This is a genomic window from Pseudoalteromonas luteoviolacea (assembly GCF_001696455.1).
GTDB lineage: Bacteria > Pseudomonadota > Gammaproteobacteria > Enterobacterales > Alteromonadaceae > Pseudoalteromonas > Pseudoalteromonas luteoviolacea_C.
The window spans coordinates 17,803-35,474 of the sequence record NZ_MAUJ01000016.1 but is presented as its reverse complement, the minus strand read 5'-3'; the positions used below and the strand labels follow the sequence as shown (position 1 = coordinate 35,474).

Sequence of the window (17,672 nt, the reverse complement as noted above, 5' to 3'; positions counted from 1 at the left end):
TGAAAGACCCACAAGAGATATTGGCTTACATGGCCAATATCTCACCGTCACTCAATCCCGATATCACCATGACTTTTTCATCATAACTTGAACCTAATCGTATTAATCTACGTGACTTCACACCACTCTCAATCACATCAACCATAGTGAGCTGCCCCGCACGCTTCACCAGCTTGCGAGGGATCAATACCCTTTTCACTCGTTGTGCTGGTAAGTACACTTCAGCATACATACCGGGCTTGATGCCTGCTGGCGTCACAACATCTAGCTTGATTAAAAATTGTCGTGCTAAATTATCTGCAACAGGCACTATCTCACTAATTTTACCACTGAGGGTACGTTCTGATGCACCGATCCTGACGGACAATTCCGCTCCCACTTGTAGTTTTCCAACCAAACTGGCCCCGACGGATGCTGTAATTTGTAAGCTTGCGGGGTTAAACAAGTCTAATACTGGTGTGCCGGGTGTCACCATATCACCTGGCTCAACCAAGCGCTCTACCACGACACCGGAAATGGGCGCCACGATTTGCGTGTAGCCCAACGCGACCTTTGCGCCTTTAAGCTGCTCCATTAATGCCGTGCGCTTTGCACTTAGCTCATCCACATTACTCTGCCAATTATCCACCTGATCTCTGGCCACCAAGCCCCTATCTAATAAAGCACTTACTCGGTTTAATTGCTTTTGCGCTTGCGTTAATTGAACTTCATTTGCCGCGCTTTGTGCACTCACTTGCTTCACAGTCGCTTGTAGCTGTTCATCCGCTAAAGTGGCTATGACCTCGCCTTGCTTAACGGCTTGCCCAGCACGCACTGCGATAGTTTCGATCTGTGCCAAGATACGACTCGCCACACGCGTATTTTCTTGTGCAGAGACATTGGCACTAATAGTATCTTGCAGTTCAATAACTTGTGCTGTGACTAAGTAACGCTCGCCCGTGTGTAATTGAGATGCGCGCAAATTTATGGGACTGAGTTTATCCTCAAAGGCACCTGTAAAAATAGCGAGTGTCAAAACCAAAGTGCACATTGCCACAATGGCCACCATTTTCTTATGAACCATCGGCATGCTATATCTCCTCTTTAGTTTCGTCGTTAAACACCAAGTAATACACAATCGGCACGACCACCAAAGATAATAATGTCGATGCCAAGGTGCCAAAAATAATCGCCAGTGCTAAACCACTGAATACGGGGTCAAATATGATGACAATATTACCCAGCATCGTGGTTCCGGCGGCCAGTAATACGGGCCTCATTCTTACCTCACCTGCACGGTATAGGGCCTCTTTAATCGCCACTCCTTGCGCCCTTAATTGATGAACAAACTCAATTAAGATCAGGCTGTTTCGCACAACAATACCTGCAAGTGCTATCATACCTATCATGGCAGTTGCACTAAACAGTACGGGATCTGGTGCACCAGCTATATTGCGCTCACCAAATTGGTTCAATAACCAAAAGCCCGGCATAATGCCAACCATTGTCAATGGAATGGATGACATAATAATCCCAGCCAGCGCGCTCGAAGCGGTTTGCAAGCGTAAAATTAAAAAGATAGCACTTAGGGCAAAAGCAAATGCTATCCCCATATCACGAAACACATCCACAGTAATACGCCATTCACCTTCACCCGAGAAGGTATAAGAGGTACCTTGTGGCATGTGCCATTCAATACCTGCACCACTGCTCAAAAATGTGCGTTCAAGCCAATCCTTGGTCTCAGTTTGGGCACTCCCTTCATCACTCACGACATCCGCAATCACGGCAGCGGGTACTCGACCATTCAATTCAGCAGTGACATAAATCACTTCAGCCAAATCTTTTCTGTATATGGGTTGCTGTGCAGCTCTTTGTTGCCACTGCCCAAGCTCATAAATAGGTACTAGTGGACGAGCAGCTTCTTCTAATGCACTGTTCGCCGATGTCTTAGCTAGCTCATAGCGACCACGCACTTGGAGTGCGTTCAATTCAGACCACTGATTGCGATCAACATAAGACATCTGTAGTTCAATCGTTAATGGCGCTGCTTCATAAGGCACATGCAATAAACCCGCCTCAACACCTGCGCCAGCTATCTGGAGCGTATGGTTCACATCCTGCGTGCCAATTCCTGACAATGCAGCCTTGCGTTTATCCAAGACAAAGCGATGCACTTGAGAGGGAGCCGCGATACTCGTGTCCACATCTATTACGTGGGCTTCTTGACGCAGGCGCTGAGCTAGCCCCCTTGCAGCCTGTTGATGTATAGACTTGTCGGCAAAAATATCTTCTTTATATACTTCAGCAACTAAGGTAGACATCACAGGGGGTCCAGGTGGTACTTCCACCACTTTGATATGAACCCCTTCTTTTATCGATGTTGCAAGTATTTCTCTCATTCGTAACACAACGGCGTGAGATTGATGTTCACGGAGATCTTTATCAATCAGCAGCACTCTGATATCCGCTAAATGACTGCCATGGCGTTGATAGTAGCCTCGCACTAGTCCATTAAAATCCATACTCGAAGGTGACCCCACATACGCAGCAACAGAACTGACCTCTGGCAACTGCCAGAGTTTATTTTGTACCTTTTGCACAACACTTGCTGTGTATTCGAGACTACTCCCCTCTGGTAAGTCAATCAGCACCTGCACCTCATTTTTGTTATCAAAGGGCAGGAGTTTTAAAGGTACTGCACGCATGAGAGGCAGACTAACACTTATGATAAAAGCACCGAGTACCAACCATAAAAGCCACTTTGCTTGTCGAGGGTTGGTTAATAACGCTGTCAACACACGACGGTAAGTGCTCGTATCAACCTTTGAAACCAACTCTTCTGTAGGCCCCGCACCACTGAGAAGCTTCATCGCCAACCAAGGTGTAACAAAAAGCGCAACCAATGTGGATACCACAACACTCAAGGGGATATTAAATGCCATAGGGGCCATATACGGACCCATCATGCCCGTAATAAACCCAAGCGGAATAAACGCAACAATGATAGTTAAAGTCGAGATCAATAGCGGTGTTTTCACCTCTAGCATTGCCAGTGTCACTACCCTCGGCTTGTTTCCTCTACGGCTGACAAAGCGGGTAATGTTATCCATCCCAGTGATCGGGTCATCGACCAGCAGACCCAGCGCTAAGATCAGTGCAAACAACGTAACTCGATTAATGGTATAACCAAAGAAATATCCGATAATCAGTGTGATGCCATAACAAATCGGAATTGCTAGCCCCACAACAATCGCTGGACGCCAGCCCAAAAAGACGCCGACAAAAATAATCACACTGAGCACCGCGAATGCTAAACTAGCAGTGAGATTATCGACCTTGGCATCGGCTGTTTGGCCATAATTCCGTAAGACCTTATAACTCACACCTTCAGGTAATAACTGCGTTTCGAGCAGCGCCATGCGCGCCAAGACTTGCTGTGATACCGTGACCGCATTACTACCCCGCTGTTTGGCTATGCTGATAGTCACCATAGGCAGATTTTCACTGCTTCTATTTTGTGATAACCATTGATATCGAGTCGGTTCACTTGGTCCATCTTTAACCGACGCCACATCCGTTAGATAAATTTGTTTTCCATTGATCACATTGACCACAAGCTTTTTAAGCGCATCTTCACTGCGCAGCACATCACCCGTTTGTAATTGCCACTGGGCTTTACCCGCAACAAACGCTCCTACTTGCTGTAATTGATTGGCATATTGAATCGCATTAAACACATCTAAAGGGGTGGTGTGATGAGCAGCCAATGCTGTGGCGTCCAGTTCAATTTGCACTTGCCGTGTGCGACCAGCCAGTACTTTTACTTCATTGGTGTCGGTAATGGTTTGAAGCTGAGTTGAGACCTCTTGTGCAATGCGCGTCAACTCATAATCGCTATATCGTGCGGGGTCGTCGCTAAAGATACCCAGCATGAGAATAGCAACATCGTCCACTTCAACAGGCTTGATTTGCCAATTAGATACAACATTTGCCTTGCTATCTTCATTGGCATACAGCTTGGTGTAAGTATTCAGAATAGCACGCTCTCTGTCCTCCCCAACTTCAAAACGCAAGGTTACCCTCGTTTTGCCAGTAACCGTAGTGGAGTACACATGCTCTACGCCGGGGATCTGCATCAGCAACTTTTCCAAAGGCTCAGTCACGAGCCTAGTTACCTCAGGCGCATCAACATTAGGTACTTCTACATGAATATCTAAAATAGGCACCACAATCTGTGGCTCTTCTTCTCTGGCTGTGTATTGCAGTGCAAATAACCCCAGTATGAAACTGGCAAGTAAAACATAGAGTGGCAATCTGCTTAGCAATATACGCCGACTAACGGATACAAACATCTCAGTCCCTCACAGATTAAGCTTGGCAGAACAACTCGTACAATTTTTCCAGCATCGCTGCGACATTTTCATCGACCACTCGATAATATATTGTTTGGCCCTCGCGTCGCGTTGCGACTACTTCTGCCTTTCTGAGCCCAGCTAAGTGTTGAGATAAAGCGGATTGTGCAAGAGGAACCTGTGTATTCAACTCAGTGACACTCATTTCTGACTGCTGCAAACAACATAAGATCATCAAGCGATTTTTATTGGCCATAAGTTTTAATAGCGCTTCGGCTTTGGCCGCATTGCTTGCCATATCCTGTGGGGTCATTCGAAAACTCTTTGCAATTAATATGGTAGCGAGTATAGATATTTACATTAGCAATGTCTAATATTAGTAGTGACTAATATAAATATGGGAGCAAATAAAGAGTGCTTACGACAACGCAATCTTTAATTCAATCTGTGAAAAGTACCATTCGATGTATTGATGCCAACCAGGCGCAACATGAGATAATGGGTATGACTGCACTGTTAATCGACGTACGGGAACCGCATGAACATCAGCAGCAAGCGCCCAAAGACGCCATCAACATACCCAGAGGCATGCTAGAATTTACTCTTCCACAGAAAGCACCGAACTTAGACAGCGCCCTTTACCTTCATTGTGCAATCGGTGGCAGAGCGGTATTAGCTGCTGAGCAACTACACAGAATAGGATATACAAATATCACCGCCATTGATTCACCGGTTGCCCAGCTATGTGAGGTACTTGGCGATTAAGTTTTATTAAGGGGTTGAGATGTTGCTTCGCGGTATATCCATACCATTCGGTCAAGAAACCAAGTTTTCGCCAAAATTAACCCCAATGCGCCTGTACAGGTACTAATCGGTTCGTAAAAAAAGAGTCCAGCGACACACAAGGCGGTAAATATGGTTAACAAACTAGTAATGACCGTAAGCACCGAATCATGGTGCGCAGCAATGCTGTCTCGTTGGTAGATAAGTACTTGCTCCCCAAGCACGCTTTGCGACGCCCAGTTATCCGTATTGGATGGCTTTTTAAAGCACCTTGGATTAAGCCAAGTCCATAATATCAGCACCGCTAATAAGGGCCAAAACCATAGTTGCAATATATCTCGCCACCACAAGCACGCCAACAATAATGGTAAGCAACTATATCGTGTCCATACACTCCAAGGGTTGGTATGGCGCGCCCAAACCTCATCGCTCATGGCGAAGTATTTCGCCGCAAAGTGCTCAAACTTCATCACAACTTCCTTATAGATCTAAAGTGTATTACAGCCTAACGCTAAAGTTCACTGTAGACTGTTTAAAAATGTAGCATGCTCACAACAATTAATGACGCTTTTTACAAACTCCCTAACAGTACTCAAAAACAACACTTTGTAGACTCAATGTCACTTTCTGAAACATAACACCCTCAATCGCAAAGGACTGTTTATCATGACGCTGACATCGGGATACCCTTCACTTGTAATCGCGACTTTTCTGCTTTTAAGTGGTTGCCAAGATAATCAAGATCATCGTTCAGATTTACAACGTTCTGCTGGGTATTGGCAGAAGCCTGCCTATGGTGAAGCGCTCAATATCACCATGAACCGAGTCATATACTACGAATATAACCGCTATGGATGTCTTCAAACCTCTGAGCAGGCACACCATGAGCAAACAGCTCAGTTAGACTCAGTGGCACTCTCCCAAACTCGACGTTTACGTATGAATAGAAAAGGGCAAGTTTATCCAAGCTTCTATGAACAACTTGATGCCTTGCCGCCTCAATGTACTGACCCACTCACCATTTCTGAATCAATCTCACCCAGCGTGATTTTTGACTACTTTTGGCACACGTTTAATGATTACTACGCTTTTTTTTCTCTGAGAAATGTTGATTGGCAAGCACAATACGACCTATATCGCCCTCAAATCACAGACACAATGTCAGAGGATGCACTCTTTGCGGTATTAGCGGAAATGACGGCCCCGCTGCAAGATATGCATGTGACCATTTCGTCACCACAACAAGCGTTTTTTGCCCGTAAACCCACTCCCATACTTCAGGCTATTCAAGCAGACCTTGCGCAAATGCACTACCAAGGTGAGGAAGAGGATTTATCTACTCTATTTGCCCGCTATCAAAGGCAGCTACAATCAATCAGCCAACGTTACATCTCTCCAGAGACGCTAAACACTTTGCCACAACAGAGCGACAATGCGACCGCAATTTGGGGCAAGACCGCATCAAACGTCGGTATCTTAGTGCTTAACAATATGGCTGACTATGCCACGGATCCCGATGCGAATGAGTCACAACACTTAGAAGCTGCACACGAGATGATGGCTCAAGCAATAGCCGGTCTCAAAGATACTGAAGCGATGATCATTGATATCCGTCACAATACCGGAGGGGATGACGCCATTGCTCTGGCCATCGCCAGTTATTTTGCAGATCGTGATATTTTGGCATTCAACAAGCAGGCTATCAATCAAGCTGGTAGAGGTATCCCGATACGTCAAAAAATCATAGCCAATCAAGTTACCTATACGAAACCAGTGTATTTGCTTACCAGCCAGCTCACAGTCAGTGCAGCGGAAGTCTTCACCATGGCGATGGACCAATTCAATCACGTCACCAAAGTGGGGGAAGAAACCGCCGGCGCATTGTCGGATGTCTTGGAGTTCACGCTTCCTAACGGCTGGGAAATCGGTTTATCTAACGAGGTGTATCGCAATGCTCAAGGTGATACTTTTGAACATATAGGCTTTATACCCGATCACCATGTGCCCGCATTTAGCCAGCACGACATTAAGATGCAACGCTTTGAAACCTATGATTTTGTTCTCAATAGACTCAATAAATCGCCCAAACAGACGATGAGCATTGCAGACTTTGAAAACCAAGTCTCTGAATTACAATCGCACGGTAACATCTCAAACATTGCCGTCAATATCATCTCCCATGGTCAACCCATATATAGCCAAGGCTTCACAACGAATGGCACACAGCCAGTCGATGCCGATACCCCGTTTTATATTGCATCTTTGGACGAAGTATTGATAGGTGCCACCATCGCCAATGCGAGTGTGCAGGAACACCTTGAGTTAGATGCCCCCATCTATCCTCTACTGCCATTTGCGATAGAGTACCCTGACACATCCCATTATGAGCTCACGCTTTCTCAACTACTTGCACACCGCAGTGGCATTATCGATAACCCCACACTGCTTGACTGTTTAGCACGAGGCGCTCAAGAGTCTAATAAGTTGTCATCACCGTGTGCCAATTTCCCTATACAGCGTGCAGAATTTCTACAGGCTTATTTAACTAAAGGCGGGGATCTATATCGTTCGGGGAATTTTTCGAGTCATTATGGCGTGACGCCAGGGGAGTTACCCATATACTCACAAGTTGGTATTGAATTGGCCACTTTTGTATTAGAACAAAGTCATCAGGAAAGCATTTCGGCACTGAGTCAGCGTTACGTTTTCGAGCCACTTAATATGCATAATACCTATTGGCAATCTGCTCAAAAAAGTGAATTCGGTAAAGGGCAGCTTATCTCAACGGCCAATGACCTCAGTCATTTTCTCGCAATGAATTTAGCAAACAATAAAACAACCCAATTACCGGTAACCAACTATTTTTGGCAATTAGATAATCGAAAGTCTTATCATCAGGGCCAAGGGAATGCATCTAAATCCCATCTGTTTGCTGATTATCACAACCAAACCGGTTATATCTTGCTCACGGATGCCAGTGTGGAGTCTAAAAACACAGCCCTCGCATATCAAGCGCTTGAGCAGTTAGTGTTTAACCTGACCTTACAACTCAGCCATCAATCTCTCAGCCCTCATTAATGAGGCGAGAATGAGGCGGCCGAGGCTTTCGGTGATTCAATCAAATGTGCGGGGATCTTGGGCAAATGATAGGGCGCAACAAGTTTATCCAAAGTTTTGTTTCTCGCCATTTCATTCATTTGTTTAGATATTAACGTGCCGAGTTGAGAGCTCGCAAAATCTGCACTCATCGCCATATACCCATAGATCTCTTGTGTATGGCGATATGCCATTTTTTTCAATTTGTGGGTAGGTTGAGCTAGCACTCCCATAGCCACATCGGCCGTATCCTCAACGGCAATAACCAGATCGACTCGACCTTTTAATACTAAATCAACTGCGACGCGCTCCGAAGGTACCGCAACCTTATTGAGGCTATTGTCTTTATCGAATTTGGGAAAAAAAGCGCCTCCACGCATGACTGCAATACGTTTGCCACGTAAGTCTTCATAACGATTAACTTCAATACCACTGGCTTCTGTGCCATAGAAAACAAAAGAGGAAGATAACACCATGTACGGCGGCTCCACAAAAGACATGATTTTTTGCCGTTCCGGCGTTTTAATCAGACCGCCCATAACATCCACTTTGCCTTTACTGAGTAAGCGAACACATCGAGAGAATGGACAAGGGACCGTATTTATTTTGTACTTTTTCTCGCTCGTTAGCTGCGCATAGCGCAAGATATCCAGTATCAGGCCCTGAGAGCGGCTGTCATCACTAAGGCGACTATATGGAGGGGCATGATCAATGGCAACGTGCACTACTTGATCGACCGCTTGGCTTTGTGCGCTATACATCAATACCAACAAGCTCTGTATGAGCACGGCATAAAACTTCATTCAATCACCTACTCAAAAACCACGCACATAAAATGCTATATACTCAGCTTACCTGCAAAACTACTGAATTATTCCGAAACATAAAGAACTATAACATATATTATTGTCACAGAAACGCCACAACAAAATACATTCTCTGTAATAACCATACCATAAGCATAGTGCAGAGACTCATCATTTTTTAGTAATCACAAAATAGTATGGCAGCAGCGACATTTTCCAGCCGCGCACCGAAGTCATGGCAAATCGTTCGGTGGCGTGTTGGTTACTTAATTGAAGAACTGATCACTTGGTAAGGGCGCAACTCAAACTCTGACATTAAAATCAACATTTGGTCTAGGATATCCGCTTGAATATGTTCGTAACTGACCCAGCTTTTCTCTCGGCTAAAACAGTAAAACTCGATGGGTAGACCATGCTCAGTTGGCGACAATTCTCTCACCATACATGTGCATTGTGTGTTTATCTCTGGGCGCTGCTTCAATAACCATTCGGCATATTGGCGAAACACGGTTAAATTACTACATTGGCTTGGTAAAGACAACGTATCAAGAGCGGTAAACTTATTGTGGTAGTCTGCCAGCTGTTGTGCATCAAGTAACTTTACACTGTTCATATCCACCGCTATTGCACGTTTAATCCGACGCCCCGGTGACTCCTGCATTGCACGCCAATTTTTAAAAGAGTCAGAAATCAAGGCATAAGTGGGAATAGTCGTGACCGTATTGTCCCAATTTCTTACCCGGACTGTATTTAATCCTAAATCAATGACTTCACCATCAGCCCCAAAGGTGTCTACCTGGATCCAATCCCCGGTGGCAACGAGTCGATTGGCGGCTATTTGAATACTTGCAACCAACCCCAAAATGGTATCCTTAAACACCAACAAGGTCACCGCCGCTATCGCACCAAATCCGGATAAAATGTAAGTTGGTGATTTATCTACCATGGTACTCACCACTAACACACTGGTAACGATGAAGATCATCAGCTTGACTAGCTGTACGATGCCCTTGATTGGAACATCTTTGGCAAACTTTTGTTGTTGATAAATTGCATGGGCAATATTTATCAATGAACTGATCAAAAAGCCAAAGGCCACGATTAAAATCACTTGTGCTGCGACTTTCAGCTGCGCCATTGCCCATAGCGGTGCAATAAACATGTGCTTATGGATCACCACGAATAATATGCCGCAAATGAGTAAAGCGACTCGGCCACTCAACTTACTGAGTTGTGGTGCAAGAAATGCGATTTTGGCACGAGAAAAGTTAGAGACAAACTGCTTTACTTTGGGCACCAAAGCTAGCTTAATTCCAGCAAAAACAACCAATAACAGCCCAAAAGAGACTAAGTTTGTCATTACGGCCAAAATGTAAGGGGGTACATCTGCGCTGCCAAAAAGTGGCACAATAAAGTCTTGTACATGCCCTGCTTTCATAGCTGTTCTGCCTCTTCCTCGTAATCACGACTGACAGTGTGGTACTTGTCTTCTATCGCCGCAATTCGAGTCGATTTTTCTGACCAAATTGCATTCATATAGGCCTGAAATTGAATCCGATATTGTTTGTCAGTTTGGTAGTCTCCCACAGGCAATTGCGCCATGGGCGTATAGTCCACCTCAACAGTGATGGCTTCCAATTTACCTTGCATAAAGGCACGACATATATGGGATTCTGTACTGTGATAAACCAAGGTCGTATTTAATAGCCCGTCAATTTGAGAACTCAATACATCCAAGGCAAAGGCCGTACCACCAGCTTTGGGTTTTAATAAATTCACATATGGGCTCGACTGACGCTGCCGCTTACTTTGCGTAAAGCGAGTTCCTTCGGCAAAATTAATCACCGTAGTTGGATGGTGCCGAAAATTTTGACAGCTTTGCTTGGTGCGTTCAACATCCATACGTTTTAACTTCGGGTTTTTCGCAATCTCTGTTTTACTGGCCCGTTTCATAAATGGCATATCCAACGCCCAAGCACCAGTGCCAATCAGCGGCACATATTTTAACTCGTCCTTTAAAAAGAACTTAGGGGCAGGCAAGACCTCTTGTGCACTCAACACGACGATATCAAGCCAGCTTATATGATTTGATATCAACAGATACCAGCCATCAATTGAGACTTCACGTGGCATTGTAACCTGCAAAGAAACGCCACCCAGCTTGAGCCCGACACGATTACCAACACACCACTTGTGGTAAGCCCAGTGTAATAGCGATGACAACAACTTTATACGTATGCACCACTTTAATACGCCAAGTATCAGTATAATGAGTCCCCAGACAATGGTATTTAATATTAAATAAAGCGCACCTACCGCTCCACAAAACCACTTTGGTAGCATACTTTTCATTGTCTCGTTTCCTTTGTACATCCACTTACCTTAAGTTCTAACAGCTGACGCTATTCAGTCGTTTCTGCCTGCTGTGCAATACGCGCATCTTTTTCTAACCACAGGCGATTGAGTTCCCCTTGAAACTGAACTCGAAACTCATTGTCACCACTGTAGTCTCCAACCAACTTTTCACTCACTGGCATCAACTCTACCTGGACATTAATTTCTCCAGCCTTACCTGCGACAAAGTCCATAAAAGTTGGCACACCATCGGGGTAATGGATTGTGACATTAACCACTTTATTAATCTGCTCACCCATTGCCTGCATCACAAACGCAATGCCGCCAGCCTTTGGTTTCAGCAAATGCTTGAATGGGCTGTTTTGTCTTTGATGCTTTTCTTCTGTAAATCGCGTGCCTTCAACAAAGTTTACGATACTCACCGGCATGGTTTTGAATTTCTCACAGGCCTTTCGAGTGGTCTCAATGTCTTTGCCTTTGAGTTTAGGATTCTTTCTAATTTGGCTTTTGCTGGTACGAGTCATAAATGGAAAATCCAAAGCCCACCAAGCAAGGCCAAGGAAAGGTACGTAGAGCAACTCTTTTTTTAAGAAAAAATTTAAAAAAGGAATTTTTCGATGCAAAACACGCTGCAATACCAAAATATCTACCCAACTTTGATGGTTGGCGATCACTAAGTACCAGTCTTTTTCTGTGAGGGACTCCGTACCAGTCACGTTCAACTGATAGGGAGAAATGCACTGTTGATTTACGTTATTTCCAGCAACCCACATACTGGCGCACCCTTTCGCCATTTTACTCAACAAGCGTTGCAATGCAGGTATGGGGAGCAACTTAAGCAACCCGCATATAAATATGGGTACAAACCAAAATAAAGTATTTAGGATATATAAAATTAACCCTAGGAATTGACGGACTAACGACATGCGACGTTCCTTTACTACTGTTATTCTCACTCACTACACCAAGCTGCGTGGCTTTCCAGCTTTGCGACTTGGTGTATCATACGCGTTTTAACGCTCAGAAAAAATCAGAGCAGTGTGGTTATTTAATCTTCAAAATAGGTATAACCTGTTAAGCCTGACTGCAACGCCTGTAAATAAGCGTCTTTGGTTTGTTGTGTCGCACTGAGCCCTTGCACAGTCGTGGTAAAGTTATCGATTAACTGCTGCTTATCGTAATGAACAAAGCGCAACACATCTTCAACACAATCTCCTTTCAGCGCGTTGGTAAGCTGGAACCCTTCTTCATCAAGCTCGACATGCACTGAGTCGGTATCTCCAAATAAATTGTGTAAATCACCCAGGATTTCTTGATAAGCGCCCACCATAAACATAGCAATGTGATATTGTTGCCCATGTTGATATGGTGGCATAGGCAGGCTCGATTCAATACCTGCCCCTTCTACATACTCTCTAATTTGACCATCTGAGTCACACGTGATGTCTTGAATGATGGCTCGTTGCGTGAGAGGCTTATCCAAATTTTCTATTGGCATCACGGGAAATAGCTGCTCAATACCCCAAACATCAGGCAGTGATTGGAACAAAGAAAAGTTTACAAACAGTTTGTCTGCCAACTTCTCATTTAAATCATCGAGTACCTCACGATGCGCTCTCGATTGGCCATTTAAGCTGTCTCGAACATTGCGTAAAATAGTGAAATACAGGCGCTCAATTTGCGCCCATTGCTGCATGCTGATTAAGCCATGAACATACTGGTCATGTGCATCACCAAACAAATGCATCGCATCATGGTAGGTTTCTAATGCCAACCTTGGCGTTAAACGAGACAATGCTCCTTTTAATTCCTGCACTATATGATGTTCATCGCCACGTAACTGACTATCCACGTCATCGCTCGGAGCAGTTTCAATATCAATCACATCGGTAATCAAAACCGCATGATGCGCGGTCAGTGCGCGGCCAGATTCGGTGATAATATCCGGGTGCGGTAAATCATGTTGCTCTGCAACCTCAACAAAAGCATTAACAACATTTCTTGCATATTCGCTCACGGTATAATTCATTGAACATGCGCTACGAGAGCCAGAGCCTTCATAATCAACCCCCAAACCGCCGCCAACATCTACCGTTTTAAGTGGCACACCTAACTGAGTCAGTTCTGCATAATGTCTCGCACACTCCCTTAATGCACGTTGTATGTCACGAATATTTGCGATTTGAGAGCCAATGTGGAAATGCACAAGTTGCATCAGATGTAACTTATTGTGCTTGCGCAAGGTTTCAACTGCGCCGAGTACTTGGCCTGCGGTTAAACCAAACTTTCCTTTTTCGCCCCCGGTATTTTGCCATTTCCCTTTACCAATGGAGTTCAGGCGAATACGAATACCAATAGAAGGTTCAATTTGAAGGTCGTCTATTTCATCAATCAACGCATCTAGTTCAGAGAGCTTCTCAACCACAATGTGCACTTGATGACTCATAGCCTGACCAATCAAGGCCAAACGCAAAAACTCTCTATCTTTATAGCCGTTGCATACAATGGTGATTGGCGCACTTGCAAGGCCTAATATCGCCATAAGCTCTGGTTTAGAACCGGCTTCTAAGCCCACTAAGCCACTGGGATGGCTCAGCAACTTGCTCACTACTGAGCGCTGTTGATTAACTTTGATAGGATAGACACAGGTATATTTACCCTGATAACTTTTCTGTTCACGCGCTTGGGTGAATGCCTCTGTTAATGTATCTACTCGATTTTGCAAGATGTCAGTGAAACGCACAAGTACAGGCAAAGTTAACCCCTGAGATTTAAAACGCTCAGTTAACTCCGATAATGAGATCGGCATTTTATTGCGATCACCATCGGGAAAAGCCACCAGCGCCCCGGTGTCATCAATATCAAAATAACCGTCACTCCAATGTGTTACATTGTAAGTTTCTCGTGCGGTTTCAACTCCCCACTTCATCATTGTCTCAACTATTAAAACCCAATATTCTGCTCATTTTAATACGCATAACCTTGTTTAGCGATAGGCAAATTCAGCTTTTCTGCGCGACCGAGTTTTCCTTTCTCTATACGAGGTTTGTGCACAGACAAACTGACTGCTTTCGACTAAAATAGATTGAGCAAATTAGTCGGCGCTGGCAAAATTGCGCCAAGTAATAACTCAATGTGAAGGCAAAAATGTCTAATTTAGAAGCAAACCGTTGGTTTACAGAGATAAGTGACCGCGATGGCAGCGCTTTTTCTCTGCGAATAAACAAAAAGCTCGATGAAGTGCAGTCTCCATTTCAAAAAGTAGAGATGTATGAGACCACTGATTTTGGCAACCTCATGATTATTGATGGTTGTACTATGGTAAGTACTCGTGAAAACTTTTTCTATCACGAGATGATGAGCCATCCAGCCTTATTTGCCCACCCAGCACCTAAAAACGTCGTGATTATTGGTGGTGGAGACTGTGGTACGTTACGTGAAGTACTAAAACACCCTGATGTTGAGTCAGTCACACAAATCGACATCGATGAAGTTGTTACGCAAATGTCGTTGAAGTATTTTCCAGAGCTTTGCGCTTCAAACGACGACCCGCGTGCCACCGTTATGTTTGACGATGGTATCAAATATATGCGTGACGCAGCCGCCGGTTCCATTGATGTCATTATTGTTGATGGTACGGACCCAGTCGGACCTGGCGAAGGCCTCTTTAATCACGCATTTTACACGAGCTGCTTAAATGCGCTACGCGAAGGCGGTATTCTGATTCAACAAAGTGAATCCCCGCTGATGCATATGCCTCTTTTACAGGATATGCGACGAGCGATGAAAGACGTTGGTTTTGCTGATCTGCAAACTTTGCCTTTCCCACAACCTATTTATCCGAGTGGTATTTGGTCTGCAACTCTGGCTCGTAAGGGCATTGAATTTGCGGGTTTCAGAGAACATGACGTAGACAACGCAAAATTTGCGACTGAATATTACAACAGTGGTATTCACAAAGGGGCGTTAGCGACACCGACATTTATGCGTCGCGCGTTTGATAGCGAATAGTTCCCCCATAAAAAAACCCAAGCATTGCTTGGGTTTTTTTATTTTTTCACACTGCTACTTCTGGTGATACTGACGGCTAAACTCATGAACAGAGTTAATGAACACACCGGCATTTTCAGGATCAACATCAGGCGTAATGCCGTGACCTAGGTTAAATACATGACCACTGCCCTCACCAAAGCCAGCTAAAATGGATTGAACTTCTTCACGAATACGTTCAGGTGTACCATGTAACATGGCTGGATCCATATTACCTTGCAGCGCAACTTTATCACCCACACGACGTTTTGCATCCGCAATATCAATGGTCCAATCTAGACCAATGGCATCACACCCAGTTGCAGCAATCGACTCAATCCACTGACCGCCGTTCTTGGTAAATAACGTCACCGGTACTTTGCGTCCATCATGATCACGGATCAGGCCATCAACAATTTTGTGCATATATTGCAAAGAGAACTCTTTATAATCTCTTGGACTTAATACACCACCCCATGAATCGAAAATCATCAAAGATTGCGCGCCCGCTTTTACCTGAGCGTTTAAGTAATCAATAACTGAATCAGCAACTTTATCTAGTAACAAATGTAGCGTTTGCGGCTCAGCAAATGCCATTTTTTTAATCTTACCAAAGGTCTTACTACTGCCGCCTTCAATCATGTACGTAGCCAACGTCCAAGGTGACCCTGAGAAACCTATAAGCGGCACTTCTCCTTTTAGCTCTCGGCGGATTGTGCTTACCGCATTCATCACATAACCAAGGTCATCATTTGGATCAAGCTTTGGTAATTTTTGTACGTCAGCTAGTGACGAGATAGGACGCTCAAACTTTGGACCTTCACCAGTTTCAAAATAAAGTCCTAAGCCCATCGCATCTGGAATGGTCAAAATATCACTGAATAAAATCGCAGCGTCTAAAGGGTAGCGACGCAATGGTTGTAGTGTTACTTCACAGGCTAACTCTGCATTTTTGCAAAGACTCATAAAGTCACCTGCTTGAGCTCGGGTAGCTCTGTATTCAGGGAGATATCGACCAGCTTGGCGCATCATCCATACAGGGGTAACATCAACCGGCTGCTTCTGCAACGCGCGTAAGTAACGATCATTTTTCAACTCGCTCATAGCGTTATTCAATTCCAGTGCTGTAAAAATTGTTCGAATTGTACCACCTAATGGCCAAGCCCCCTAGTTGTTCACTCGTTAAAATAGACTCAATATGATCCAGATTAACATTCACTATCTTTGAATATGCAACACTCACAAAACAGCAGATTAATTTCTGTCTCGAAAGCGCAAAGATAAAGGTGATATGAATCAGAATCATATAAACCAAATAACAAAAATGCGACGAGTGTATTTGCACCTTTTTGGAAACCTTGCTATAAAATGCCTGCGCAAAACAACAACAATAAACACCTTCTAATAAGAACAAGCGAATAGCTAAACTGTATTTGACCACCCTTGGGTGGTTTTTTTGTTTATGCGATTCGCTCCATGCCAAGAAAAAGTCTTTATTAGTTAATGCTTAATTAGAATTATTAACAACCACACTCAATAAACCCAACTAAGGTACAAATGCAAGAAAATCTCCAATTTTTGCAAAAAGTGGTTGATCTTTTCATCAGTTTTCCTTTTCATAGAAGGCAAGATAACGTATTCGGTAGTACCAAATTGCTGTCTTTTTTTGGGTCCAAAGTTTTTTCAAATTTTGGGGTCTTTTTAAGTACAGAGTGCTCTTTGAGAAAATGCAATTTGGTCATTGCAGGGCCTAATAACAAAACGACCCGCTAAGGAGATAACTATGCTTTCACGGTTAGAACAAGCCCAACAAAAATGGGGAGGGAGCCATAGTGTAATCGACAATTGGCTAATGGAACGTCAGGAGCTTCTGCTGCTGTACTATAAAGTCGCGGGACTATCTCCATTCGAAAACAGCGACAACGCACTGCCTGAGCAAGTTCAAATTCAGTCTTTTTGTCAAATATTAATGGACTATCTATCAGCGGGCCATTTCGAAATTTACGACAATATTGTTGCAGCATGCAAAGAAAAAGGCCCTGAAAGCCTGAAGCTGGCACGCTCTATCTACCCCAAAATCACCGCTTCGACTGATTTAGCGCTCGATTTCAATGATAAATATGCAGAAGCAAAAACAGATAATGGGCTGGAAGATTTTGACAAAGATCTTTCTTCACTCGGCGAAGCGTTAGAGCAACGCTTTGGGCTTGAAGATGAGTTAATAGATAACTTATTCGCGAATCATAGCAGCGAATAACGCACTAACTAA

At 44.2% G+C, this 17,672-nt stretch carries 14 protein-coding genes; 4 read left to right on the top strand and 10 right to left on the bottom strand.

The annotated features are described in order from the left end of the window. Window positions 1-25: 25 nt before the first annotated feature. Genes A7985_RS23860 through A7985_RS23850 form a run of 3 tightly spaced genes read right to left on the bottom strand, consistent with a single transcriptional unit; the run spans window position 26 to window position 4,647 of the window. Window positions 26-1,069 carry an efflux RND transporter periplasmic adaptor subunit gene (locus A7985_RS23860; protein WP_081310715.1) on the bottom strand — a complete coding sequence of 348 codons (1,044 nt, stop codon included), beginning with the start codon at window positions 1,067-1,069 and terminating at the stop codon, window positions 26-28. A 1-nt stretch (window position 1,070) separates the two neighbouring features. Then, window positions 1,071-4,334, bottom strand: a complete 3,264-nt coding sequence (locus tag A7985_RS23855; protein WP_065792919.1) for an efflux RND transporter permease subunit — start codon at window positions 4,332-4,334, stop codon at window positions 1,071-1,073. A gap of 16 nt (window positions 4,335-4,350) precedes the next feature. Continuing rightward, a complete protein-coding gene (locus A7985_RS23850) occupies window positions 4,351-4,647 on the bottom strand; it encodes an ArsR/SmtB family transcription factor (RefSeq protein ID WP_065792918.1) in 297 nt (98 codons plus the stop codon). A 101-nt stretch (window positions 4,648-4,748) separates the two neighbouring features. On the opposite strand from A7985_RS23850, the gene A7985_RS23845 reads away from it, so the two are divergent. Next, window positions 4,749-5,099, top strand: a complete 351-nt coding sequence (locus A7985_RS23845; RefSeq protein ID WP_065792917.1) for a rhodanese-like domain-containing protein — start codon at window positions 4,749-4,751, stop codon at window positions 5,097-5,099. Here the strand turns inward: A7985_RS23845 and A7985_RS23840 are convergent. Then, window positions 5,096-5,587, bottom strand: a complete 492-nt coding sequence (locus A7985_RS23840; protein ID WP_065792916.1) for a DUF6653 family protein — start codon at window positions 5,585-5,587, stop codon at window positions 5,096-5,098. The genes A7985_RS23845 and A7985_RS23840 overlap by 4 nt on opposite strands. A 196-nt stretch (window positions 5,588-5,783) precedes the next feature. Between A7985_RS23840 and A7985_RS23835 the strand changes: the two genes are divergently transcribed. Further along, complete coding sequence (locus A7985_RS23835) at window positions 5,784-8,195, top strand: S41 family peptidase (protein WP_065792915.1); 2,412 nt, start codon at window positions 5,784-5,786, stop codon at window positions 8,193-8,195. On the opposite strand, the gene A7985_RS23830 is transcribed toward A7985_RS23835, so the two are convergent. From A7985_RS23830 to speA, 5 genes are all read right to left on the bottom strand, one after another. Then, complete coding sequence (locus A7985_RS23830) at window positions 8,192-9,016, bottom strand: substrate-binding periplasmic protein (RefSeq protein WP_081310714.1); 825 nt, start codon at window positions 9,014-9,016, stop codon at window positions 8,192-8,194. The genes A7985_RS23835 and A7985_RS23830 overlap by 4 nt on opposite strands. 265 nt (window positions 9,017-9,281) lie before the next feature. Beyond that, a complete protein-coding gene (locus A7985_RS23825) occupies window positions 9,282-10,457 on the bottom strand; it encodes a mechanosensitive ion channel family protein (RefSeq protein WP_065792914.1) in 1,176 nt (391 codons plus the stop codon). After that, window positions 10,454-11,371, bottom strand: coding sequence for an acetyltransferase (locus A7985_RS23820; protein ID WP_065792913.1), 918 nt, complete (start codon window positions 11,369-11,371; stop codon window positions 10,454-10,456). The genes A7985_RS23825 and A7985_RS23820 overlap by 4 nt, the downstream gene beginning before the upstream one ends. A 50-nt stretch (window positions 11,372-11,421) precedes the next feature. Next, the gene (locus A7985_RS23815; protein ID WP_065792912.1) at window positions 11,422-12,300 is read right to left on the bottom strand and encodes an acyltransferase; all 879 of its coding nucleotides are present in this window, start codon (window positions 12,298-12,300) and stop codon (window positions 11,422-11,424) included. A gap of 122 nt (window positions 12,301-12,422) precedes the next feature. Next, complete coding sequence (gene speA / locus A7985_RS23810) at window positions 12,423-14,303, bottom strand: biosynthetic arginine decarboxylase (RefSeq protein ID WP_081310713.1); 1,881 nt, start codon at window positions 14,301-14,303, stop codon at window positions 12,423-12,425. 218 nt (window positions 14,304-14,521) lie between these two features. Between speA and speE the strand changes: the two genes are divergently transcribed. Beyond that, a complete protein-coding gene (gene speE, locus A7985_RS23805) occupies window positions 14,522-15,385 on the top strand; it encodes a polyamine aminopropyltransferase (RefSeq protein ID WP_065792910.1) in 864 nt (287 codons plus the stop codon). Between the two features lie 54 nt (window positions 15,386-15,439). Here the strand turns inward: speE and hemE are convergent, their stop codons facing one another. Then, window positions 15,440-16,507: a uroporphyrinogen decarboxylase gene (hemE, locus tag A7985_RS23800; RefSeq protein WP_065792909.1), complete on the bottom strand. Its 1,068-nt coding sequence runs from the start codon at window positions 16,505-16,507 to the stop codon at window positions 15,440-15,442. Between the two features lie 679 nt (window positions 16,508-17,186). On the opposite strand from hemE, the gene A7985_RS23790 reads away from it, so the two are divergent. Next, complete coding sequence (locus A7985_RS23790; protein ID WP_065792907.1) at window positions 17,187-17,660, top strand: Rsd/AlgQ family anti-sigma factor; 474 nt, start codon at window positions 17,187-17,189, stop codon at window positions 17,658-17,660. The last annotated feature ends 12 nt before the right edge of the window (window positions 17,661-17,672 follow it).